We start from the raw sequence: 22,529 nt of genomic DNA on the forward strand, positions 1-22,529 counted from the left end.
CCAAGTTCAAGATCCGGTGCGATAGCGGGTGAGCATGAGGGCGACGGCTTCGTCGACGATGCCGGTGTCGGTCGGGTCGGGCGGGACGAAGTCGGTCCGTACGAGTTGGGGCCACAGGAGCTGGCTGCAGATCATGCCGAGGAACTGTTCGGCGACCGCGGACGCCGAGTGCGGCTGTCCGTCGGCCGACCGGAAGTCGAGCGTGCCGGCCTGGGCCTCGGCGTCCAGGTAGTCACGGAGCCGGTCGAAGAAGGGGCCGCGGTCGATGGCGAAGCCGGTGCCGACGATGTCAGCGAGTTCCGGCATCTGGGGAAGCTCGGTGATGATGAGGCGGCACAGCGCCGCCGTACCCGGCCGCGCGACCAGGCAGGCGTAGTCGCGGCCGATGTGGTCCAGACCGTACTGGGGGTCACCGGGCGGCGGCGCTTCGGCGTACTCCACGTCCAGCTGCCACTGTTCGGAGGTGACGGCCGCGAACAGCGCGGCCTTGGAGGGGTAGCGCTTGAAGAGGGTGCCGGTGGAGACGCCGGCCTCTTTGGCGATCTGGGCGAGAGAGGTCTTGTCGTATCCCCGGGCGAGGAAGAGGTCGCGGGCGGCGCGGATGATGCGCGCGCGGTTCTCCGCTTTGATCTGCGCGTGATACCCGGCCTGGCGCGCATCGCCACCGCATTCCGCTCGGTCACGGTCCGCCACCGACATACCCACGCCCCTCGCCCGACTCCCGGCCGCGTCCTCGCTCTCAGAGGACGGTCTGGCCGCCGTCCAGGATAAGGTCCTGGCCCACGGCGAAGGCGGAGACGTCGGAGGCCAGGTACACCACGGCTTCGGCGACTTCCTCCGGCATGCCCATGCGGCCCAGCGGAATGCCGGCGCTGATCCCCTCCACAACTGCCGCCTGCACCGCCGGGTCCTCGATCCCGAGCTTGGCGGCGGAGTACAGCGGGGTGTTCACCGGGCCGGGGCTGACCGCGTTGAACCGGATGCCGTGCGAGGTGAGCAGGTCCGCGTTCCACGACCGCATCAGGGAGGAGACGGCCGCCTTCGTCGCGGCGTAGGCGTTCGAATGCCCGTAGCCGCCGTGCGCGCTGTTGGACGCGTTGAGGATGACCGAGGACGGGTTGGCCAGCACGGGCACCAGGGCCTGGGTGAGGAAGAAGACGCTCTTGACGTTGATGTCGAAGAGCCGGTCGAAGCTGTCCTCGGTGTGGTCCTCGAACGGCCGCCAGTCCGAGACGCCGGCGTTCAGGAACGCCACGTCCAGCTCCCCGAAGTGCTCACGCACCTGCTTGGCCAGACCGCGCTGCGCATCGAGATCGCGTGCGTCGGCCTGCACGACGGGCACCTTGTCCCCGAGGATCTGCCGCGCCCTGTCGATGCTGGCCGGGGTGACGCCTGTGACCAGCACGTCGGCGCCCTCCGCGAGGAAACGCTGCGCGGTCTCCAGGCCGATCCCGCTGGTGCCGCCGGTGATGAGGGCGCGCTTGCCCGCAAGACGATTCATGGTGATTGTTCCTTGCCGAGTCGTTAGGTAAGTCGATGGACTCACCATTGGAAGATAGCCCCCGCGCCATCCATGAGGCAAGTCAATCCACTTACCATCGGCGCCTGGAGCGGTTCGGTTAAGGACGCGTCGCGTGGGAGTGGGCAAGGAGTGCCCTGGGACCGGTTCCCGCTCGGAGAGCTCGTCGGTCAGCTGCCCTCGGACCACTGGCAGGGGTCTCTTCCGACAGGGTCGGAAAAACAGCACCCAGCGCCTCCTCGACGGGCGTGAGCTCCTGGTCCAACGGCGGCCTGGCGGTCAGGGCACCGAAGAGTCTGCTGCTGCCCGGCCTGCCATCCGCTCTCTCCTTCGGAAAGGACGTCGCGGCCGTCGGCCGGTCAGCCGCGTTGCCGGCGGGCGCGCAGATCGGCCCAGCGGCGTAGGCGCTCGGAGATCTGGGCTTCGTAGCCGTTGCGGGTGGGCTGGTAGTACGTCTGGCGGTCCATGTCGTCGGGGAAGTAGTCGTCACCGGAGAAGCCGTCGGTTGTGTCCGGGTCGTACTGGTAGTCCTTGCCGTAGCCGAGGTTCTTCATCAGCCGGGTCGGGGCGTTGAGGATGTGGGCCGGTGGCATGAGTGAGCCGGTGTGCCGGGCTGATCGGTGTGCGGCGTTGAAGCCGCGGTAGACGGCGATGGACTTGGGGGCGGTGGCGAGGTAGACGACGGCCTGGGCGATCGCCAACTCGCCCTCGGGGGAGCCGAGTCGCTCGTACACGTCCCAGGCGGCGAGGGCCTGCTGGACGGCGTGCGGGTCGGCCATGCCGATGTCCTCGTTCGCGAAGCGGACCAGGCGGCGGGCGACGAACAGTGGGTCCTCGCCGCCGTCGAGCATGCGGGCGAGCCAGTACAGGGCCGCGTCCGGGTCGGAGCCGCGCATCGACTTGTGCAGCGCGGAGATCAGGTTGTAGTGGCCCTCCTGCGCCTTGTCGTACAGCGGGGCGCGCTGCTGGATGTGATGGGCGAGGCCGGCGGTGTCCAGGGTGGTTTCGGTGTCCGGGAGGGCCTGGAGCTGTTCGGCCATGTTGAGGAGGTAGCGGCCGTCGCCGTCGGCCATGGCGATCAGGGCGCGGCGGGCGTCGTCGTCCAGGGGCAGATGGTGGCCGGTGAGCTGTTCGGCGCGGTCGAGGAGTGTGGACAGGGCGGCTTCGTCGAGGCGTTTGAGGACGAGGACCTGGGTGCGGGAGAGGAGGGCGCCGTTGAGTTCGAAGCTGGGGTTCTCGGTGGTGGCGCCGATCAGGGTGACGGTGCCGTCCTCGACGTAGGGCAGGAAGCTGTCCTGCTGGGCGCGGTTGAAGCGGTGGATCTCGTCGACGAACAGCAGGGTGCCCTGGCCGATGCCGCGTCGGCTTCGTGCAGTGGCGAAGACCTTGCGCAGGTCGGCCACGCCGGTGAAGGTGGCCGACACCGGTTCGAAGGCCAGGTTGCCGGCGTCCGCGAGGAGCCGGGCGATGGTGGTCTTGCCGACGCCGGGCGGGCCCCACAGGATGGCGGAGCCGAGGCGCTGCTGGGCGACCATGCGGCCCAGCGGGGCGTCCGGGGCCAGGAGGTGGTCCTGCCCGACGACATCTTTCAGCTGGGTGGGGCGCAGGCGGTCGGCGAGCGGCCGGGAGGGCTCCTCGTCGAAGAGCGGCAGGGTCGGTTCCATCAGTCTCTCGGGTCGCAGGCGGACGTGTGCGGACGCGGCCAGCCGTGCACGGGGCAGCGTCTGCTCAGCCGTTCGTGGGGAAGTTCGCGGCGTTCATCGGGCAGTGGGGCGGTCGCGTCGCGGCAGGCGCTCGGCGGCCAGGTCGTAGGAATCCTCGACCACGTCGTTGACCAGCCGCTCGGTGATGCCGGCACCGGGACCGAGGGAGATCCAATGGCGTTTGTCGAGGTAGCGGCCCGGTGTGATCGATGCGTGCTCGTGCATGTACGTGCGGGCGTGTTCGGGTTCGCACTTGACCGTGATGATCTGGTCGTCCGGGTCTTCGGTGACGATCAGGAACACCTTGCCCGCGACCTTGTACACGTCGAGCCCTGGGGTGAAGGGGTAGCCGTGGCTGACGTCGGGGAGGGCCAGGGCCACCTGTCGGGCGGTGTCCTGGAGCCGGTCGCCGGCCGCGCTCACCTGGCCGCCCGCGTGCCGGTGCCGTAGGTGTGCGGGTCGACAGGCCGCTCGGCCTTGGGCAAGTGAGCGACGACGAGCCGGTAGGAGTCGGTGACGAGCTCCCTGACGAGCTCCTCGTCGACGCCGTCTCCGCTCTCCAGCGTGATCCAGTGCTTCTTGTTCATGTGGTAGCCGGGGGTGATGTGGCTGTACTGCTCCCGCAGTGCGTGGGCATCACCGGGGTCCGCCTTGAGGATCACGACGGGCCGCCCGGGGACTTCGGTCATCAGCATGAACACCTTGCCGCGTACCTTGAAGACCTCCCAGTCGGGGCCGAAGGGATGCTCCAGCTGGGATCCGGGGAGTTCCTCCGCGCAGTCGGCGGCGGTCTTGTGCAGGGCCGATCCGTTCATGAGTGGTGTGCCTCCTGAGGTGGTGACGGGCTATGGCATCGAAGGAAGCGGAGGGCGCGCCGCGCGGGCGCGGGGGCAGGTCCCATCCTTACCTCGAAACCAACGAAGAGGGCGGTAGGCTACGGACACGTGATGGTCGATGAGCGACACTCCGGGCCGAGTTGGCAGGCCGGACCAGCCGCGGTTCCGCTGTACGGTTTCCAGCCCCCGGTCGGTACTCCGTACGGCCTTGAGGTGAGCACCGTCGAGGATTTCTTCGCCCAGCACGATGACTGGCCGTGGAATCCGCCCCGTCCGGGCCGTGCCACCTTCCACTACCTCATCGCCGTCACCGAGGGTGAGCTGCTGCACGACGTCGACCACGTCACGCGGACCGTGACCCCCGGCCAGTGGCTGTGGGTGCGTCCCGGGCACGCACAGTGCTGGCATCCGCCCGGCGCAGCCCGCGGCGCCTTCATCCTGTTCGAACCCGACGTACTGCGGCCCGACCTCGCCCGCCTCCTGACCCCGCTCACCGCGCACGATGCCCCCGCCGTGCTCACCCCGCACCCCGACGACACCGCCTGGCTCCAGCAGACGGCACTCCAACTCCTGGACGAACACCGCGCGCTGGGGCGCCGCCCCCTCGACGTGCACCATGCCCTTCGCCGCAGTCTGCTCGAATCGCTGCTGCTGCGCCTGGCTAACTCCCCGGGCATCGCCCCCGTCGCCACGGCCGGCACGGGCCGCGCCGACCGGTACGGGCGCTTCCTGGACGCGCTGGAGCTGCATTTTCGCGAACTCCACCAGGCCGCGGACTACGCCGAGTTGCTCGGCTGTTCGGTCCGAACCCTGAGCCGCGCCGCCCGGGACGCCACCGGCAAGGGGGTACGCGAACTCATCGACGAGCGGCGCCTCCTCGAAGCCCGGCGCTTGCTGGGAGCCGCCCGGTGGGACGCCCGGACCGTGGCCGTCCACCTCGGCTTCACCGACCCCGCGAACTTCGGCCGCTTCTTCCGCGACCGCACCGGCCTCACCCCGGCCGCCTACGCGGCCCGCGAAGCGAGGACCGACGCTTGACGGAAACGCGGCGAACGCCCCCTTGCCCGTCAGGAGGCAACGGCTGTCTTCGCCGTCTGCGCGTTGTCGCACTGCTCACGCGTCAAGGGCCCGCCGGATGAACTCCTCACGGGTCGCGTTGGAGGCACGCGACACAGCCGCGTCACCCACCGACATGTCGAACCCGTGGAAACCTCCGCCCCACATGTGGAGATCGACGCTCACGCCCGCCTCGGACAGGCGGCCGGCGTAGCTCAGGATCTCGTCGCGGAACCCCTCGGCCGAGCCGGTGTCGATGTAGGTGCGGGGCAGCCGGCTGAGGTCCTCGGCGCGGGCCGGCGCGGCGTACGGCGACACGTCCGGGCTGCCGCGCCGCTCGCCCAGTACGGAGGTCCACGCGTACAGGTTGCTGTGGCGGTCCCATACGCCTTCGCGGTCCACCATGCGACTGCTGTGCGTCTGGAAGCGGTCGTCGAGCATGGGGCAGATCAGAATCTGGTGGCTGAGCCTGGGGAAGGCGCGGTCGCGGGCGAGCAGCGCGGTCCCCGCCGCGAGGCCGCCGCCGCCACTGACTCCGGTGATCATGATCCGTTCGGGATCGATGCCGAGTTCGGCCGCGTTCTTCGCCGTCCACACCAGCCCCGCGTAGCAGTCCTCGACCGGTGCCGGGTCTGGGTGATCCGGCGCCAGCCGGTATTCGACCGACACGACGACCGCACTCCCGTCGATCACATGGGGGAGGAGATGACTCACGTGGTCCCGGCGGCCTCCCATGATCATTCCGCCGCCGTGGAGGCTGAGGATGCCTCCCTTGGGGCCTCGGTCCTCGGCGGGGCTGAGAATCAGCACGGTGATGTCCGGCTCGCCTTCCGGCCCGGCTACCTTGCGTTCCTCCACCCGCACCCTTCCGCCCACCGTCAGAGCCTCTGAATCCAACCCAGGCGAACCTGCAGCGATCTGCCGTCGGATCTCAAGCAGGGTCTCGTCCGTCAGTGCCGGGAAAAAAGCTCCCCGCGCTTCCTCGACGGGCGCGAGCTCCGGGTCCAACGAGGGCCGGGTGGTCAAGGCGCCAAAGGGGTCTGCCGCTGCCATCTGTTCTCTCCTTCGGAAACGACGGGGAGCGGCGGCGCTCACCGCTGGGCTGAGGTACTCACTGCGCACAGTGCGTGGGTTTGAGCCGATGGACTCGCTGTGCCCGATGACCTTGTCGCGTCCCACGATCCGTTTTCAGTCGTCGAGGACGACGACGTGCTTGCCCGGCGTGGCACCGGACTCGAGGTCGGCCTGGGCGTCACGGACCTGTTCCAGCCCGTGGTACGCCTTCGCGACCGGGACGTTGAGACGTCCGGCGGCGATGGCCTGGAGCTGGTGGGCGAAGACGTCTGCCGGGAGGTCGGCGGCCTCACCGCCGTAGGACGTCAGCCGTACCCCGCCCGGGATCATGAACGGGCTGAAGTCGGGGATCGTCCACTGGCCCGCCAGGGCTCCGGTGAAGCAGACCGTGCCGTGCCGGCGGACGGCGTTGAGGGTGTCGGGGAGGACCGAGCAGCCGACCAGTTCCAGGGCGGCGTCGACGCCGTCCGGGATCAGCTCGCGCACCTGGTCGGCGAGGGTGCCGTTGTCGACGAGGGGGTGGTCGACGCCCGCGGCCCGCAGTTCCCCTGACCTCGACTCGCTGCGGGTGGTGGACAGCACGGTGGCTCCGAGGTCCTTCGCGATCGTGGCCGCGCTCAGCCCGACCGTGGAGGTGCCGCCGCGAATCAGCAGCGTCTGCCCGGCCTTGAGGTCCAGACCCCGGGTCAGGGACCCGTAGGCGGTCTGGAACATCTCGGGCAGGGCGCCGACGACGTCCCACGTCAGGGTGGTCTCGAACGGGATGGCCTGTGCCGCGGGGACGGTCACGTACTGGGCGTACGCGCCGTCGTAGGCGCGGCCCATGCCGCCCATCATCGTGGCCACCTGCTGTCCCGGCCGCAGACCGCTGTCCTCGTCGGCCTCGTCGACCACGCCGACGCCCTCGATGCCGGGCACCCGCGGATAGGTGACCTCCGCGTCCGACTCACCCTTGCGGGTGGTGACCTCGGATTCGTTGACGCCGAACGCCTTCACCTTGATCCGCACCCAGCCGGGCTTGCGGACGGGCACCGGGACGTCCTTGATCTCCAGTGCCTCCAGGCCGCCGGGCCGGGTGACGACGACGGCCCGCATCGTCGCCGGTGCGGCGTCGCCGGCTGCTGTCGGTTGACTCATGTCGAGTACCTCACTCCCTGTTGTCCCCTGCGTCGTCCGTATCGCCCGCCGGCTGTCAGGGGCGGTCGATGCCTTCCCACAGGTCGAGGACCTGCTGGTAGTGAGCGGTGCCCTCGAAGGGAGAGTTGCCGACGGTTTCCGAGGTGGGCTTGTCCGTGACGGCGGGCCACAGACGGGAGTGCTCACCGGTGGCGAAATCGAGGACGATGTCGCGAATACGGGTGTCACGCTCGGCCTGTTCTGCGCTGCGGCCCGGCTGTTCCTGACCGACCAGGGCGTACATCTCGGTGCCGTGCACGGCGGGCGCGCCCTCGCCGGGGCCGATCAGGAGGAGGTGGGCGTTGCCGCCGGCGGCGGCGTGGGCCAGGGCGCCGCGGGCGGCGGGGATCGCGAAGAGGTAGTCCGCCATGACCGTGGCGCGGACCTCGGCCGGGGTACGGCCGTCCCGGTCGTAGGCGTCGACGATCTTCTGCGCGCGGGAGCGGGAGATGCGCCACCCCGCGACCTCGTCGACGACGCGGTCGACGGTGCCCGGGTCGAACCGGTCCAGGTCGTTCGCCACCCACCAGCCCATGTCGTCGCTCGCCATGCTCAGCAGCACGTCGACATCGCGGTGCGCGCCCGAGGCGAGGACATCCATGGGGTGGGCGTGCACCACCGCGCCGGGCTGCCCGATGTCCAGGACGACGCCGGTGGCCTTGTTGTCCACCCCGCCACGGACTCCGAGGTCCGTCGGGAGGACCTTGCGCAGCGCGTCCCGCAGGGAGAGCGGGTCGAGGTCGAGCAGCTTCTCCGGGTTGTCCGCGACGCCGAGTTCGGTGACGAACCGGTGCCCGAGTTCCTCGGCCCACCAGGCCGGGATGGAGCGGGCGGGCCCTCCGGAGAACCCGGCCAGGCGCCGGTACAGGCCGTCGGCGGAAGAGGCGCCGAGCAGCCCGAAGGTGGAGTAGGCGCCGCCGCTGTGGCCGTAGACGGTGACGTTGTCGGGGTCGCCGCCGAAGTGGCCGATGTTCCGCTGGATCCAGGTGAGCGCGGCGATGATGTCCTGGAGGAAGAGGTTGCTGGCCTCGGCGAGCTTCCCGCCGTACTGCGAGAGCGAGAGCGGGCCCAGGGCGCCGAGCCGGTAGTTGATGGACACGCCCACCACGCGCCCCGTCGCGGCGAGACCGGAGGCGTTCGAGGTGATCTGTGTGTTCGCGCCGTACTCGAATCCGCCGCCGTGGATGTACACGGTCACCGGGAGCGCTGTGTCGGCCGGTTGCTCGGGGGCCCACACGTTCAGGTTCAGGCAGTCCTCGCCCATCCCACTGTCCGCTTCGAGCCAGTCGCCGCTGTCCGGCTGGATCGAGACGACGCCCTTGCGGTCGTACGGGAGACTCGGATCGAAGTCCGCGACCACGGGGCGGCGATACCGCTCGGCGGTGGCGTAAGGGATCCCCCACCAGGACCGCACCCCTGGTGCAGTCGGAGCCTTGGGCGCGGTCTCGGTCATGGCGTGAGATTCCTTCCGGAGCGTTTCGGGTGTTTCGCGCGGCGTGGCGGCAGCTGATCGCTCGCGGTGGCGCTCTCCAAGCATTCCCTGGACTCCGGCAAATCGCCCGGCGGACAGCGGTCACCCGGTGGTCATCAGATGACACTTCGGCCACAAGATCTCGGTGCGGGCCATGAACTCCCCCTACGTGGCCGACGGCCGGATCGCCGGCGAACGGCGCCAGCTCGACCTCCTCCCGGTGAAGCGGCAGATCGATGCCGTACCGGCGTTGTGAACCTCGCAATGCCGGGTGAGCCTTCTGCCGTGCGGGATAGCCGCTGCCGGAAAGGCTCCGTACGGCGCGGTGGCAGGGGACGAGGGCCCACACCGGAGCGCGGGCGCCGGCGCTGGTTCACCGCATGAGGTCGGTCTCTCCTTCTTGATCCGGCCACCGTCGTGATCGACAAGCTGGAGAGCCTGCGGCTGATAGAACGCCGCCCCCACCCCACCGACCGCCGGGCCAAGCAGCTTGCCCTGACCCCGGAGGGCGTCGAGCTGCGGGAACGGCTGCTGAAGGTCCTGGCCGAAGAACCCCTGTTCGCTGGCCTGACCCAGGACGAGCAGGACGCACTGGAGGGTCTGCTCAAGCGGGCCCTGTCCCGCAATGAAGCCCTCCAGGCCTGACGGCGTCCGTCAGTTGAGGCCCTTCCACCGCGGACATACCTCGACCCTGCTGCCGTCGCGGACAACGGACACGTTCAAGCCCTGTCCATAACGAGCGCTCCAACGGGCCGGTGAGCAGGGCCTCGTAGGCCGCGACCGGGTCCTTGCCGGTGGCGAGCATCACGAGGAAGCCGATGACGAGGGCGGCCAGGATCGTGGCCAGGGTCATGCTGAGGTCGACGGCGAGGCCCCGGCGCCGGGTGGCCCTGTACTCCCGGCGGTCCTCGCTCTCGATGAGCGTGGTCGGAGGGCTGGTGGTCATGCGGTGGCCGCCTTCCCGGAGTCAGCGGCGCCGTCGTCGTCCAGCCCGGCTCGCAGCCGAGCGGGTCCGTGGTGTTCGACGCCGAGCATGTGGAGGCCGACCTTCTTCTCCGTGAGGTCCGTGGTGTCGTCGAAGCGGCCGACGAGCCGGCCGTCCTTGAGGACGAGCAACCGGTCGGAGAGCGCGAGGAGTTCGGTGAGGTCGGCGGAGACGAGAAGGACGGCGGCGCCCTCGTCGCGGGCGGCGACGAGACGCTCGTACATGAAGCGCATGGCGCCGATGTCCACGCCGCGCGTGATCTGGGAGGCGATCAACAGCCTTGGTCCGGCGGAGAGTTCGCGGGCGACGACGACCTTCTGCATATTGCCGCCGGACAGCGCGCGGACGGGCACGGACGGGTCGGGGGTGCGGATGGCGTAGTCCGCCACGAGTTGTTCGGCGTGGGCGCGTACGGCCGCCGGGCGCAGGATGCCCCGGCGGGCGAGGGGCGGCCGGTCGTGGCGGTCGACGACGAGGTTGTCGGCGATCGACTCGTCCAGCGCGGCCCCGTCGTGGAGCCGGTCCTCGGGGATGTAGCCGATACCGGCGCGGCGGTGTCCCTCGACGTCCAGTCCGGCCGTGTCGGTGTCGCCGACGCGTACGCTCCCCGCGCTCGGCCGCCGCAACCCGGCGAGGATCTCGGCGAGTTCGGTCTGCCCGTTGCCCTCGATCCCGGCCACGCCGACGATCTCGCCGGCGGCGACGTCGAAGTCGAGGCCGTGCAGGGACTGCCCGGTCGGGGCGGCGTAGGCGAGGCCCCGCACGCGCAGCGTGGTACCCGCGCGCCTCGCCGGGGCGCGGGCCACGTCGAGGGACATCTCCCGGCCCACCATCATCGCGGCGAGCGAGTGCTCGGTGGTGTCGGCGGTGGTGACGGTCCCCACCAGCGTCCCGGCCCGCATCACGCTCACCCGGTCGCTGATCTCCCGCACCTCGCGCAGCTTGTGCGAGATGAACAGCACGGTCATCCCGCCGTCCCGCAGCCGTCGTACGGCGGCGAAGAGGTCCTCCGTCTCCTGCGGGGTGAGCACGGCGGTCGGTTCGTCCAGGATCAGGATGCGGGCGCGGCGGTGCAGGGCCTTGAGGATCTCGGCGCGCTGGCGCATACCGACGGACACCTCGTCGATACGGGCCAGCGGGTCGACGGCGAGTCCGGCCTCCTCGGCGAGCCGGGCGGTCGCCTCGGCGGCGGCCTTCGCGTCGACCAGTCCGCGGCGGCCGGGTTCGACGCCGAGGACGACGTTCTGGGCGACCGTGAAGGACGGCACCAGCATCAGGTTCTGGTGGACCATGCCGACGCCGAGCGCGATCGCGGGGGCGGGGCCGCGCAGGACGCGGGGCCGGCCGCCGATGAGGATCTCGCCGGACGTGGGCTGCTCCAGGCCGTAGAACAGTTTCATCAGCGTGGACTTGCCGGCGCCGTTCTCGCCGACGACCGCGCGGATCTCACCGGCGGGTACGTCGAGGTCGACACCGCGGACCGCGCGGACGCCGTTGGCGTAGGTCTTGGTGACCGCGCGGGTGGCGACGGCGGGCCCGGCCGGGTCCCATGACTCGTTCATCTCAAGGCCGTTCGAGGTGGGGTCGAGAAGGGGCGGGGGTCAGAAGGCGCTGGGGACCGTGACGGACCCGGACTTCACCTGGTCGGCCGCGTCCTGGAGTTCGGTGCGGATCTTCTCCGGCACCAGCTCGCGGAAGTGGTCGTCGTCCACATAGCCGACCGCGTCCTCGTCGAGTCCGACGCTCTGGACGGCGCCGTACTTCACCGCGTCCTTCTTGTCGTTCTCGGCGGCCTGGTACAGGGCGTTGCCGACGTTCTTGAGGATGGAGGTGACGACGGTGTTCTTCTGGGCGTTGTCGGTGAGCGTCTGGTACTGGTCGGAGTCGACGCCGAAGGTGTAGCGGCCGGCGCTCGCGGCCGATTCGAAGGTGCCGAGTCCGGAGAGCCCCGCGACCGGCCAGACGAGGGCCGCGCCCTGTCCGTACATCGCGGTGGAGATCTCCTTGCCCCTGGCGGGGTCGCCGAAGGGCTTGTCGCCGCCTACGTACTGCACGAGAACGTCGGAGTTCTTACCGCCGGCCGCCTTGAATCCGGCCTTGAATCCGACGACGAAGTCCTCGATCACGGGGATCTTCACACCGCCGATCACGCCGACCTTGTTCAGGGATTCGGCTCCCTTGAGCGCCTTCTCGGCCACCAGCTTCTCGGCGAGGAATCCGGCCAGATATCCCCCCTCGTTCTGCTTGAAGGTCACCGAGTAGACGTTCTCGCACTTGTTGGAACAGCCGTTCTTTCCGCTGTAGTCGACGGCGGAGTCGAACACCCAGAACTTCTTGTCCGGATACTGCGGGGCGAGTTCACCGATGTAGTCGGTGACGTCGAAGGTGCCGGCCGCGAGGATGTCGTAGTCGTCGGCCGCCGCGGCGTCCTCGAAGCCCGGCTCCCACTTGGTGCGGTCCGAGCCCAGCTCGACGACCTTCAACTCGTAGCCGAGCTTGCCCTCGGCCCGCTTCAGGCCCTCGTAGGCGGAGTCGAAGAACGACTTGTCGCCGAGTCCGCCGTTGACCACCAATTTGATCCGGGTCTTTCCGGAGGCGGCCGACCCGGAGTCACCGGAACCCGATCCCCCGCACGCGGTCAGTACCAGCATTCCCGCCACCGCGACGGCGGCGCCCGGTCCGTAACTTCTCATCGTCATCGACCTCCTGATCATTTTCCCTGCTGATTCGCTGACAGCGACAGTAAGAAGTGCAAAACGTTTTGGCTACGCCGACGGGTTTCTGTTTGATTTCTTCCGGGGGAAATTCAGTCGTCGGCCAGCAGCGCCGTCGCGGCGATGCGTACGGCCCGGTCGAAGCAGGTCTCCCGGTCGGCGGCCGACAGGGCCTCCCCGGTGCGCACATGGTCGGACACGGTGAGGACGGCGAGGGCCTCGCCGCCCTCGGCCTCGGCGACCGCGTACAGCCCCGCCGCCTCCATCTCGACCGCGAGGGTGCCCCGGCGTTCGAGGGCCTCGAAGAGGGCGGGCCGGTCGAGATAGAAGTGGTCGCTGGAGAACACGGGGCCGATGTGCACGGGCGGCGCCCCGTCCGGCGACTCGCGTCCGGCGGCGTCCGCCGCGTCCGCTGCCGCGCGCAGCAGCCGGTAGGAGGGGGCGAGGGAGAGGGTCGCGCCGTCCACGAGGCGGCTGCCGATACCGGAGTCGGTGTGCGCGGCGGACGCGATGACGACGTCCCGGACCCGGACCGTGGCGGGGAGCGCGCCCGCCGTGCCGACGCGGACGATCCGGCGGGCCCCGTAGTGCCGGAACAGTTCCGTCGCGTAGATCGACATCGAGGGGATGCCCATGCCGGAGGCGAGGACGGACATCGGGGTGCCCCGGTGGGTTCCGGTGTAGCCGAGGATGCCGCGTACGTCGGTGACGAGCCGGGCCCCTTCCAGAAACGTCTCGGCGATCCGGCGGGCGCGGCGCGGGTCGCCCGGCATCAGCACCAGCGGGGCGAGGTCGCCGGGTGCGGCGGAGATATGGGGAGTGCCCTGGGCGAGTGTCACAGCTCCTCCCCGGCGAGCCAGCGCATCAGGCGGTCCCACAGCTTCGGGTAGCCGTCCCAGGCCAGGAAGGGGGGTGGCGCCCAGTGGGGTGCCACGTCGGAGGTGAAGGCGGCGGAGCGGCCCGTGCCGTGGTCGCCGACGGCGAGCAGTGGATGCCCGGCGCACTCCGCGAGCAGCTCGGCGTCCGGTCGTACGGTGACCTCGTTGAGGCCGAGCAGCGCGGGCCAGGTCCGGTCGAGGCCCGCGACCACCGGGTGCCGGCCGACGGCCTCGGGTACGGCGCCGGAGGGCAGTTCCACCCGGTCGTCGCGGTCGAGCAGGGTCACCGGCAGCGCGGCGGCCAGCGGTGTACGGCCCCAGCGGGCGCGGGCGTCGATACCGCTGAAGGTCAGATAGCCGCCGATCATCAGTACGCCTCCCCCGCGCTCGACGAAGTCCCGGACGAGTTCGGTGCGGTCGGGGGCGGGCTCGGAGCGGTTGAAGGTCTCCGGCGGCAGCTGGAAGCTGTTGGCCCCGACATCGCTGATGACCACGACGTCGTAGGCGTCGAAGCCGTCGGCGGTGTCCGGGACCCGGGTGGGTATCTCGTGGGCGGGCACGTACGTCACCTCGTGGCCGCGGGTGCGCAGCGCGTCGAGGAAGACGCCGCCGCCCTCGGTGTACTCGGCGGTGTGGAAGGCGTCGAAGCCCTTCTGGTGGACCGTGTACGTGAACCAGGACTCGCCGATGACGAGGATGCGGGGCATGGGTCAACCACCTTTCTTGTGGGGGCACTTGGCGGTGCCGGGGCACGGGGACATGGCCGCGCGGCGGCCGGGCGGGGAGAGAGGGAGCGAGGGAGGTGTCAGTGGGAGGCGGGCGGGGCCGTGCTCCCGCGCACCTTCAGTTCGACGGGGAGGGTGTGCCGGGAGGCGGGCGGGACCTCGCCCCGGGTGACGTACTGGAGGAGCTGCGCGGTGGCGGTGCGCCCGACGTCGTAGGCGGGCTGGTGGACGGTGGTGAGGGGCGGGTTGATCAGCGAGGCGGCGCGGATGTCGTCGAAGCCGACCACCGAGACGTCGTCGGGCACGGTGAGCCCGGCCTCGCGGAGCGCGGCGAGCGCGCCGAACGCCATCAGGTCGTTGGCCGCGAACACGGCCGTACGGTTCTCGAAGCGGCCCTGGTCGAGCAGTTCGGCGACCAGACGGTACCCGGACTCCTCCTTGAAGTCGCCGGTCCGCTCGACCACATCGCCGTGGAAGGCCTCGCGGAAGCCGTGCGCGCGGGCGGCGCCGCTGCGCAGGTCACGGGGGCCGGTGAGCATCAGGGCCCGGCGGTGTCCGAGGGTCCGCAGGTGCTCACCGACCAGCCGGCCGCCCGCCTCGTGGTCGGCGCTGGCGATGAGCGCGCCGCTCAGCCCCTCGACCTCCTCGTCGGCGAGGGCGATCGGGAACTTGCCCATCAGCGCCTCCAGCCGCCGCCGGGAGGGCGGGGACCCGGAGGCGTACACCATGCCGTCGATGAACCGGCTGCGGATCATGCCGAGGTAGCGGTCCTCGCGGTCGGCGTCGAACTCGGTGTTGCAGAGGATCAGGCCGTAGCCGAGGTCGTGGGCGGCGTCCTCGGCGCCCTTGGCCAGTTCGGCGAAGAAGGTGTTGGTGATGTCCGGGATCAGCAGCCCGATCACGGAGGTGGACCCGGCCTGGAGGCTGCGGGCCAGCGACGCGGGGACGTAGCCGAGCCGGTTGACGACACCGCGCACCCGGGCGGCGGTCTCCTCGTTGACGGGCCGGTTCCCGCTGAGCACATGGGAGACGGTGGTGGGGCTGACTCCGGCCGCCGCGGCCACGTCCTTGATGGAGGCGGCGCGGCGGACGGCGTGCCGGTCGTGGCCCAGTGGATCGCGGCCCGTTCTCAGCGGGTCGGGGCCCGGCCGGTCGGGGGCGGTGCCGGGGCCGTACAGGTCACGGGTCATAGTGCTGCACCGCCCGTCCGTGCGAGGTGTCGAGGAGCCGCGCGACCCGGGCGTCCGCGTCGGCGAGCAGGGCGGGTTCGTCGACGGTGAGCAGCCGTCCGTCGCGCATCAGGACCCGCCCGTCGACGACGACCGTGCGTACGTCGGCGGCGCGGGCGCTGTAGACGAGCGCGGCGCGCGGGTCGTGCAGCGGGCGGCAGTGCGGGCCGGACAGATCGGTGAGGACGATGTCGGCCCGCAGGCCCGGCTCCAGCGCACCGGTCCGGTCCTGGAGTCCCAGCGCCCTTGCGCCGCCGCGCACGGCCATCCGCAGGGTGTCGGAGACGGTCATCCAGGTCGCGTCCCGCACCGCCTGCTTCTGGGTGAGCGCGACCAGCCGCAGCGCCTCCCACACGTCCAGCGTGTTGTGCCCGGCGGCCCCGTCCGTGCCCACGGCGACGGTGACCCCGGTGGCCAGCAGGTCGCGGACCGGGGTCAGCGGGGACAGCGCGTGCTTGAGGTACACCTTGGGGCAGCAGGCCACGGCGGTGGTGTCCGCGTGCTCCGCGAGCAGTGGCAGATCCCGCTGGACGATGCCGCAGCCGTGCGCGACGAGGGCGCCGGCGTCCAGGACCCCGGTGTCGTGCAGGACCCGGATCGGTGTGATGCCGCGCCGCCGCAGGCTCGACTCCGTCTGCTCCAGGTGCTCGGCGGCGTGGATGTGCATGCGCACGCCGAGCCGCCGGGCGTGGTCGGCGAGGGTCCGCAGGTCGTCGTCGTCGACGGTGTACGGGGCGTGCGGCCCGAGTGAGACGGTCACCCGACCGTCGGCCCCGCCGTGCCAGGTCTCGGCGAAGGCGACGCCGGCCTCCAGGGCCGCCGGGCCGCCGCTGCTGAAGTAGGTGGGCGCGATGTCGGCCCGCAGTCCCGTCTCCGCGACCGCCTCGGCGATCCGCTCGGGGAAGAAGTAGTGGTCCGCGAAGGTGGTGACGCCCGACCGGATCATCTCGGCACAGGCCAGCAGCGCCCCGGCGCGTACGTCTTCGGGGGTCAGGTTGGACTCCATCGGCCACACCCGGTCGTTGAACCAGCCCTCGACCGTCACGTCCTCGGCCGCGCCCCGCATCAGCACCATCGGGCTGTGCGTGTGGGCGTTCACCAGGCCGGGCAGGGCCAGCAGCCCGCGCCCGTCGATCACTTCGGTGCCGTGCTCCTCCGGCCGCTGCGCCCCCGTCGGCCGGACGTCCGCGATGACACCGTCCTCGACCACGATGTCCTGCCCGGGCAGGATCTCGCACTCGCCCTCCACCGGGACGCGCAGCACGTCGCAGCCACGCACCAGGAGGTGGCGGGGGACGGCGGAAGGGGACGTTCTGTCGCTCATGCGGCACAAGCTAGATATCCAAAACGTTTTGCACAACAACCGACCGCCGTGGATCTCGGGCCGGGCCGACACCGTCCCCGGGGCCCGGGGTCTCCGGGGCCCCGGGCCCCGATGGATGGGGCCTCAGGGCACCGCGGTGCGACGAGTGCCGCGGGGATGAGGGAGGCGGTGGGCCCGCCGGAGCCTGGGGCGGCGCCACCACGGCCGTGGGGCGTCCGGCTCCACCGGCGCGTCCGGCAGGGCCGAGAAGACGCCCGCCTGTGCGTGCCAGTCGCGGAACACGCCGGCGAACACCGGGTGGGGTTCGTGCGGGCGGGAGCCCCTCAAAGATGCCACTGCGTTCTCCTTCACTCATCCCGTTACCGTTAACGTGACCGGTAACGGGATTCTCGCCCAGGGGTGCGGATTCCGTCAACGGCCGCCGCCGGGCCGGCCGGCCGGTGGACCTGGTTGACTTGGGCGCAGGGCGGTACAGGAACAGAAGTGAGTGGGCGGCGTGGCCGGACAGCGGGAAACGGAAGACCAGCGGGCGCGGGGCACCGGAGCCGTCAAGCGCGTCACCCTTCGTGATGTCGCGCTGGCGGCGGGCGTGTCCCATCAGACCGTCTCCCGGGCGATCAACGGCAAGGGCGAGATCGACCCGGCGACGCAGCGGCGCGTACTCGATGTCGCGAGGCAACTGCGGTACCGGCCCAGCCGGTTCGGCCGCGGGCTCGCCCGGCAGGACGTGGTGTCCGTCGGGCTGATCGTCCCCGACGTGGTCAACCCCTTCTTCCCGGAGTTCGTGGCCGGGGTGATCGCGGCAGCGGACGAACGCGGCTGGCAGGTGCTCGTGGCCAGCACCGAGAACGACCGGTCACGGGAGCTGGCCCTGGTCCGCTCGCTCGGCCAACAGGTCGACGCCCTCGTCGGCTACGTCAACCATCCCGACGCGCAGCTCGAACCGTACGTGGGCGGTGTGCCGCTGGTTCTCGTCGATCGCGGGCTGGACTCGACGACCCACGCGCTGGTGCACATCGACACCGCGGCCGGGATCCGGGCCGGGACGCGGCATCTCGTCGACCGGGGTCACCGCCGGATCGGCATGATCGACTGCGAGTGTCTGAGCGCCCCGATGGTCCGGCGCCGCACCTTCCTCGAACTCGTCGGCGAGCACGGGCTGCCCGTCGACGAGGACTGGATCGTCATGGCCGAGCAGTCCCCGGACGGGGGCGCCGCCGCGTTCGAGGCGCTGCACGCCGCGCACCCGGATCTCACGGCCGTGGTCGCCTTCAACGACCTGGTGGCGATCGGCGCGCTCCGCGGCGCCCGCCGGCTCGGCGTCCGCGTACCGGACGACGTCGCGCTGGTCGGCTACGACGGGCTGAGCGTCGTCGATCTGGTCGACCCGCCGCTGACCACGCTCCATCTCGACAAGCGACGGCTGGGCGAACTGGCCATCCGTCAGGTCGACCTGCTTCTGGCGGGCGAGGTGCCGCCCCCCATCGTCCTGACACCGACCCTGCGTGTCCGGGGCACGACGTGACCCGCCTTCGGCCTCGTTCCGTCAGCGGGGTCCGGGCGCCGGCCGGCTCGCGGGTTCACCCGTGGCCTCCCCCGGCGTCACGCGAGAGGGCTGTCGGCCAGAATGCGTTCCAAGGTTCGCCGACCCGTCCGGCTCATGGCCGGGTTGCTGGTGACGTAGTACCAGACCAGCCCCATCGCCTGGACGAACGCCCACGCCTTGCCCCGCTCCCATGCGAGGTCGTCGCTCGCCAGGTGGTCCCGGAGCACCTGGCGCGGTCCGGCCTCCAGCAGATGCCACGCGCTCACCAGGTCCAGTGAGGGGTCGGCCGGCCCGAAGCCGCCGACGTCGAGGATTCCCGTGAGCCGGCCGGCGGACACGAGCACGTTGCCGGGGATCAGATCGCAGTGGGCCATGACGTCCTCGGCCGTGCCTCGCGGCAGGTCACGCAGAGCGGCCCAGACACGGCGCAGCCGGGGGACGTCGAGGAGGTGCCCGCTGTGTCCGAAGCAGGTCTCCATCCAGGCGTCATGGGACCGCAGATCGCCTCCTCGGCCCGTGCCGGCGAACGTGCGGCCACGGGTGTCGATCGCGCGCAGCTCGCCGATGAGATCGGCCAGGTCGCGGGCGAACGCGCGTGATCGGCCCGGGTCCTCGTCGGCGGCGACGACGCCGGGCAGCCATGTCTGCACCGACCACGGGAGCGGGTAGCCCGCCCCGGGCTCCCCCAGTGCGACCGGCTCGGGCGTGGGGAACCGCGTGCGGCCCGCCAGTTCACGAGCCGCCGCCGCCTCGGCCTCCAGCAGACGCCGTGTCGGCTCCACGTCGGCGGCCTCCAGAGGGAATCGGGCCGCGAGCCGATCGCCGATACGGAAGACGGCGTTGACCGTGCCCTGCGACGCGATGCTCCTGACCGGCAGACCCCGCCACTTCGGAAACTGCCGCTCCACCAACTCGCGCGCCGTCTCAGGTGACACCGTCAGCTGGTTCGCGTGCATCGTCATGGCGGAAGCATCCGCGTCACGATCTACGGCCGCAACGCGTTTCCCGCACAGTCACCGCGTCCACGGGCGTAGTTTCTCCGGGTTGCGGACCGCCCAGACACGGGTGACGCGGCCGTCGGCGAGGTCGAACGCCGCCACGGTCACGACGCGGCCGTCACGCCGGGCCACCAGGCCCGGTGTGCCGTTGACCGAGTGCTCCAGGAGTTCGAGCCCCGGGGCCTTGTCGGCGATGGCGAGCAGATACCGGGCGATGCGCGCGCCGCCCTCGACCGGGTGCAGGACGGTACCCACCAGACCGCCGCCGTCGGCGGTCATCACGGCGGCCGGGTCGAGGAGGGCGACGAGGGCCGCGATGTCCTTGCTCTGCCAGGCCTCCTTGACCTGCCGCACCACCTCGGCGCGGCCGGTCGCCGTCACTGCGGCGCGTTCGCCGTTCAGCCGCCGCCGGGCGGAGGCCGCGAGCTGTTTGCAGGCCGCGGGGGTACGGCCGAGGACGGCGGCTATCTCGGCGAAGGGATACCGGAAGACGTCGTGCAGGACGAACGCCACCCGCTCGGCGGGCGTCATCGACTCCAGGACGACGAGGAAGGCCATGGTCACCGACTCGTCCAGCACGATCTGGTCGGCGGGGTCCGCACGCCCGACGGGGTCACCGCCGGCGGGCTCCCATTCGGTGCGGTCGGGCAGCGGTTCGGGCAGCCACGCGCCGACATAGCGTTCCCGGCGGGCTCGCGCCGAGCCGAGCAGGTCGAGGCAGATACGGCCGGTCACCGTCGTCAGCCATGCGCCGGGGGACAGAATCTCCGCCTGCCGGTCGCCCGGCAGCGCGTACCAGCGGGCGTAGGCGTCCTGGACGGCGTCCTCGGCCTCGGTCGCCGAACCGAGCAACCGGTAGGCGACATTGACGAGTTGGCCACGCTCGCCCGCCACGTGGGCCGCTCCGCGCCAGCCGCCGAGGTCGTCCGTTCCATCCGCTCCGGCCCTTCCGTCCGTCGCCTCCGCGCCGGTCCCGGCAGTCTCCATGTCCCCGGCCGCCCCCTCGCCTTACCTTTCACCGGCCCGCGTCGTCGGGCAGGTGAGACCGACTTTATCGATCTACTGCCCGACGGGCGGAAACGGGGACGCGGGACATGGCCACACAGATGACGGTGACAGGTACGACGCAGGCACGGCGCGGCTCCTCGTTCCTGCGGATCGCGATAGCGCTGCAGACCCTGACCATCTTCCTGCAGGCGGTCTCCGCCGGACTGCTGCTGACCTCGTCCTACGGGGAGGTCCTGCACAGCGTCGGAGCCAGGGTGATGTACGGGGCGACGATGCTGTACCTGCTCGCGGCGGTACTGGCGTGGAAGCCGGGCGGCGGCTCGCCCCGGCCGGTGCTGCACGCGTCCGGCTTCCTCGTCCTCGCCTCGGTCCAGGTCGTGCTCGGCATCGCGCACGTCCCGTCGGTCCATCTCCCCCTGGGCGTCCTGATGTTCGGGCTGAGCGTGCTGGCGCTGGCCCGCCCCGGGACCCGGGGTGGGGCTACGCGACCTTGAACTCGATCTGGGTGATGGACGGTCCGTCGCCGGTGACCTGACCGTCGCCGATGGACTCCGTCCAGGAACCGTCCTGCTGGAGCTTGTGCAGAACCGCCGGGGAGAGGCTGACCGTGATCTGGATGCCGCCCCCGGCGGACGGGGCGCGGTCGATGCGGATGTCGTTGCTCATGCCGAGGAAGCTACCTCCAACGCGGCGCCCGGCATGGGCCGTTGACGATTTACCCGGGGACGTGGGGTTACGGGCCGATCGGTCCTCGGTTCTCCTGTGGCTCGTAGTCGAACCAGTCGAAGTGCACGGAGCCGGCGGTGGCGAACATGCCGAGGACCCGGCCGGTGAAGCCGCCGGCGACCTCCGTGGACAGGTAACGGCCGTCCAGTGAGGCGAGTTCGACGAAGGTGCCGTCCGGTTCCTCGAAGCCCAGTGAGATGAGGTCGGGGCCGGCCAGGGGGCTGTTCACGGTGTCGACGGGTGTCGTCCCGACGCGCAGGACGACCGGGCCGGGCGGCACCGGACGGGATGCCACGACCGTGCTCAGCGGGCCGATGCGGGCACGGACCCGCACCTGCCCGGCGGCGGTCTCGACGGAGTAGTGGTGGCTCTCGTCCAGGCGCACGGCCAGGCCGCCCTCCCCCTGCGCCGCGTCCACCAGGGTGCGTGCCCGGCACGACCGGTGCTGCTGGCGTCGGCCGACGAACGTCACCCCGGCATCGTCCAGCGATCCGCCTCGCGCGCCCAGGGTGAGCGAGCCGGGCCGTTCCTTGGTGGTGCAGTCCTCGGCGGGGCGGTGACGCAACGAGAGCCAGTGCGGAGCCAGTTCGGCCGCGTCGAAGTCGTCCCGGTGGTCGGGCGCGGTGGCGGGCGGCCGGAGGGGCCACGGCGGGGCCGGCAGCTCGGGCGAGAGTGCGCCGACGACGGGCCAGCCGTCCACCCACTCCACCGGCGCCAGGTAGGTCTCCCGTCCGAGTACGTGCCAGCCGGGGGTGCCGCCGCCCGGCCGTACGCCGAGCAGGACCATCCACCACGACCCGTCGGGTCCCCGCACCAGGTCGGCGTGGCCGGTGTTCTGGATGGGGTGGTCGGTGCCGCGGTGGGTCAGGATCGGGTTGTCCGGGCAGGGCTCGAACGGGCCCGTGGGGGTGGTGCCTCGGGCGATCGAGACGCCGTGGCCGCGCTCCGTGCCGCCTTCGGCGATGAGCAGGTACCAGTGGTCGCCGACGCGGTACAGGTGGGGTGCCTCGGGAGCCTTGGCGCCGGGGGCGCCGGACCACAGCTGCCGGCGCTCGCCGAACGTCTCCCCGGTGTGGGGGTCGAGACGGATCTGGCCGACCCCGGCGGTGGTGCACCAGCAGGTGCCGTCGTCGTCCCAGGCGATGTCGGGGTCGATGCCGTGCACCCCGGGCAGCCGGATCGGGTCGGACCAGGGGCCGGCCGGGTCGGTGGCCGTGAACAGCAGATTGCCGTCGCCGCTGACGTTGGTGACGATCAGCCAGAACCGGCCGTCGTGGTGGCGCAGGGTGGGCGCGTAGATCCCTCCGGAGGAGGGTGTGCCGGGCGGCAGTCGCAGTTGGCTCGGGCGGTCGAGCGCGTTGCCGATCTGCGTCCAGTGCACCAGGTCCCGGCTGTGCAGGATGGGGACACCGGGGAAGTACTCGAAGCTGGAGCACGCGAGGTAGTAGTCGTCGCCCGCCCGGCAGATGGACGGATCGGGGTAGAAGCCGGGGATCACCGGGTTGCTGACGGTGTTTCCCGTCTCGGACACGTCGGACACGCTCGTCACCCTCATCGGGTC

The 22,529-nt window shown here is 71.1% G+C and carries 24 protein-coding genes; 4 read left to right on the top strand and 20 right to left on the bottom strand.

Annotated elements, in window-relative coordinates; genetic code table 11:
• Nucleotides 1–6: 6 nt before the first annotated feature.
• The 5 genes from J8M51_RS05900 to J8M51_RS05920 form a co-directional block, all read right to left on the bottom strand.
• Complete coding sequence (locus J8M51_RS05900; RefSeq protein ID WP_086757384.1) at nucleotides 7–699, bottom strand: TetR/AcrR family transcriptional regulator; 693 nt, start codon at nucleotides 697–699, stop codon at nucleotides 7–9.
• A gap of 40 nt (nucleotides 700–739) precedes the next feature.
• Nucleotides 740–1,501, bottom strand: coding sequence for an SDR family oxidoreductase (locus J8M51_RS05905; protein ID WP_086757386.1), 762 nt, complete (start codon nucleotides 1,499–1,501; stop codon nucleotides 740–742).
• 377 nt (nucleotides 1,502–1,878) lie between these two features.
• Nucleotides 1,879–3,183: a replication-associated recombination protein A gene (locus J8M51_RS05910; protein ID WP_086757388.1), complete on the bottom strand. Its 1,305-nt coding sequence runs from the start codon at nucleotides 3,181–3,183 to the stop codon at nucleotides 1,879–1,881.
• Between the two features lie 93 nt (nucleotides 3,184–3,276).
• On the bottom strand, nucleotides 3,277–3,645 hold the full coding sequence (locus tag J8M51_RS05915; protein WP_086757390.1) for an MmcQ/YjbR family DNA-binding protein: 369 nt from the start codon (nucleotides 3,643–3,645) through the stop codon (nucleotides 3,277–3,279).
• A complete protein-coding gene (locus J8M51_RS05920) occupies nucleotides 3,642–4,037 on the bottom strand; it encodes an MmcQ/YjbR family DNA-binding protein (protein WP_086757392.1) in 396 nt (131 codons plus the stop codon). The genes J8M51_RS05915 and J8M51_RS05920 overlap by 4 nt, the downstream gene beginning before the upstream one ends.
• A 234-nt stretch (nucleotides 4,038–4,271) precedes the next feature.
• Here J8M51_RS05920 and J8M51_RS05925 point away from each other — a divergent pair, with 234 nt between their 5' ends.
• The gene (locus J8M51_RS05925; RefSeq protein ID WP_218781457.1) at nucleotides 4,272–5,096 is read left to right on the top strand and encodes a helix-turn-helix domain-containing protein; all 825 of its coding nucleotides are present in this window, start codon (nucleotides 4,272–4,274) and stop codon (nucleotides 5,094–5,096) included.
• A gap of 75 nt (nucleotides 5,097–5,171) precedes the next feature.
• Here the strand turns inward: J8M51_RS05925 and J8M51_RS05930 are convergent, their stop codons facing one another.
• The 3 genes from J8M51_RS05930 to J8M51_RS05940 all read right to left on the bottom strand — a co-directional run bounded on the left by J8M51_RS05930 (nucleotide 5,172) and on the right by J8M51_RS05940 (nucleotide 8,817).
• Nucleotides 5,172–6,167, bottom strand: coding sequence for an alpha/beta hydrolase fold domain-containing protein (locus J8M51_RS05930; protein ID WP_398856283.1), 996 nt, complete (start codon nucleotides 6,165–6,167; stop codon nucleotides 5,172–5,174).
• Between the two features lie 135 nt (nucleotides 6,168–6,302).
• A complete protein-coding gene (locus tag J8M51_RS05935) occupies nucleotides 6,303–7,325 on the bottom strand; it encodes an alcohol dehydrogenase catalytic domain-containing protein (protein ID WP_086757396.1) in 1,023 nt (340 codons plus the stop codon).
• 55 nt (nucleotides 7,326–7,380) lie between these two features.
• Nucleotides 7,381–8,817 carry a carboxylesterase family protein gene (locus J8M51_RS05940; protein ID WP_086757398.1) on the bottom strand — a complete coding sequence of 479 codons (1,437 nt, stop codon included), beginning with the start codon at nucleotides 8,815–8,817 and terminating at the stop codon, nucleotides 7,381–7,383.
• A gap of 435 nt (nucleotides 8,818–9,252) precedes the next feature.
• On the opposite strand from J8M51_RS05940, the gene J8M51_RS05945 reads away from it, so the two are divergent.
• Nucleotides 9,253–9,480, top strand: a complete 228-nt coding sequence (locus J8M51_RS05945) for a MarR family winged helix-turn-helix transcriptional regulator (RefSeq protein ID WP_086757400.1) — start codon at nucleotides 9,253–9,255, stop codon at nucleotides 9,478–9,480.
• Here the strand turns inward: J8M51_RS05945 and J8M51_RS05950 are convergent.
• From J8M51_RS05950 to J8M51_RS05985, 8 genes are all read right to left on the bottom strand, one after another.
• Nucleotides 9,440–9,781 (bottom strand): hypothetical protein, encoded by a 342-nt coding sequence (locus tag J8M51_RS05950; RefSeq protein WP_086757402.1) that lies wholly within the window; start codon nucleotides 9,779–9,781, stop codon nucleotides 9,440–9,442. The genes J8M51_RS05945 and J8M51_RS05950 overlap by 41 nt on opposite strands.
• A complete protein-coding gene (locus J8M51_RS05955; RefSeq protein WP_086757404.1) occupies nucleotides 9,778–11,382 on the bottom strand; it encodes an ABC transporter ATP-binding protein in 1,605 nt (534 codons plus the stop codon). The genes J8M51_RS05950 and J8M51_RS05955 overlap by 4 nt, the downstream gene beginning before the upstream one ends.
• Nucleotides 11,383–11,421: 39 nt before the next feature.
• On the bottom strand, nucleotides 11,422–12,519 hold the full coding sequence (locus J8M51_RS05960) for a BMP family lipoprotein (protein ID WP_236067220.1): 1,098 nt from the start codon (nucleotides 12,517–12,519) through the stop codon (nucleotides 11,422–11,424).
• A gap of 107 nt (nucleotides 12,520–12,626) precedes the next feature.
• Nucleotides 12,627–13,373, bottom strand: coding sequence for a purine-nucleoside phosphorylase (deoD, locus tag J8M51_RS05965; protein WP_216586725.1), 747 nt, complete (start codon nucleotides 13,371–13,373; stop codon nucleotides 12,627–12,629).
• Nucleotides 13,370–14,119 carry a glutamine amidotransferase gene (locus J8M51_RS05970; RefSeq protein ID WP_086763832.1) on the bottom strand — a complete coding sequence of 250 codons (750 nt, stop codon included), beginning with the start codon at nucleotides 14,117–14,119 and terminating at the stop codon, nucleotides 13,370–13,372. The genes deoD and J8M51_RS05970 overlap by 4 nt, the downstream gene beginning before the upstream one ends.
• A 98-nt stretch (nucleotides 14,120–14,217) precedes the next feature.
• Entirely contained in the window at nucleotides 14,218–15,327 is a 1,110-nt protein-coding gene (locus J8M51_RS05975; protein ID WP_267299019.1) for a LacI family DNA-binding transcriptional regulator, read from the bottom strand.
• Nucleotides 15,317–16,690 (bottom strand): amidohydrolase, encoded by a 1,374-nt coding sequence (locus tag J8M51_RS05980; protein ID WP_086759553.1) that lies wholly within the window; start codon nucleotides 16,688–16,690, stop codon nucleotides 15,317–15,319. The genes J8M51_RS05975 and J8M51_RS05980 overlap by 11 nt, the downstream gene beginning before the upstream one ends.
• 123 nt (nucleotides 16,691–16,813) lie before the next feature.
• The gene (locus tag J8M51_RS05985) at nucleotides 16,814–17,026 is read right to left on the bottom strand and encodes a hypothetical protein (protein WP_143673309.1); all 213 of its coding nucleotides are present in this window, start codon (nucleotides 17,024–17,026) and stop codon (nucleotides 16,814–16,816) included.
• Nucleotides 17,027–17,186: 160 nt separating this feature from the next.
• Between J8M51_RS05985 and J8M51_RS05990 the strand changes: the two genes are divergently transcribed.
• Nucleotides 17,187–18,215: a LacI family DNA-binding transcriptional regulator gene (locus J8M51_RS05990; RefSeq protein ID WP_086759556.1), complete on the top strand. Its 1,029-nt coding sequence runs from the start codon at nucleotides 17,187–17,189 to the stop codon at nucleotides 18,213–18,215.
• Nucleotides 18,216–18,292: 77 nt separating this feature from the next.
• Here J8M51_RS05990 and J8M51_RS05995 read toward each other — a convergent pair whose 3' ends face one another.
• Both J8M51_RS05995 and sigJ read right to left on the bottom strand, forming a co-directional pair.
• Nucleotides 18,293–19,198, bottom strand: coding sequence for an aminoglycoside phosphotransferase family protein (locus J8M51_RS05995; protein ID WP_086759552.1), 906 nt, complete (start codon nucleotides 19,196–19,198; stop codon nucleotides 18,293–18,295).
• Nucleotides 19,199–19,249: 51 nt separating this feature from the next.
• Nucleotides 19,250–20,221: an RNA polymerase sigma factor SigJ gene (gene sigJ, locus J8M51_RS06000; RefSeq protein WP_086759550.1), complete on the bottom strand. Its 972-nt coding sequence runs from the start codon at nucleotides 20,219–20,221 to the stop codon at nucleotides 19,250–19,252.
• Nucleotides 20,222–20,328: 107 nt separating this feature from the next.
• Between sigJ and J8M51_RS06005 the strand changes: the two genes are divergently transcribed.
• Nucleotides 20,329–20,736: a hypothetical protein gene (locus J8M51_RS06005; protein WP_086759548.1), complete on the top strand. Its 408-nt coding sequence runs from the start codon at nucleotides 20,329–20,331 to the stop codon at nucleotides 20,734–20,736.
• Here J8M51_RS06005 and J8M51_RS06010 read toward each other — a convergent pair.
• Together J8M51_RS06010 and J8M51_RS06015 are read right to left on the bottom strand one after the other, a co-directional pair.
• Nucleotides 20,723–20,908 (bottom strand): hypothetical protein, encoded by a 186-nt coding sequence (locus tag J8M51_RS06010; RefSeq protein ID WP_086759545.1) that lies wholly within the window; start codon nucleotides 20,906–20,908, stop codon nucleotides 20,723–20,725. The genes J8M51_RS06005 and J8M51_RS06010 overlap by 14 nt on opposite strands.
• A 67-nt stretch (nucleotides 20,909–20,975) precedes the next feature.
• Nucleotides 20,976–22,523: a glycoside hydrolase family 43 protein gene (locus J8M51_RS06015; protein ID WP_086759543.1), complete on the bottom strand. Its 1,548-nt coding sequence runs from the start codon at nucleotides 22,521–22,523 to the stop codon at nucleotides 20,976–20,978.
• Nucleotides 22,524–22,529 lie beyond the last annotated feature (6 nt).

It is taken from the genome of Streptomyces griseiscabiei (assembly GCF_020010925.1).
GTDB classification, from domain to species: domain Bacteria; phylum Actinomycetota; class Actinomycetes; order Streptomycetales; family Streptomycetaceae; genus Streptomyces; species Streptomyces griseiscabiei.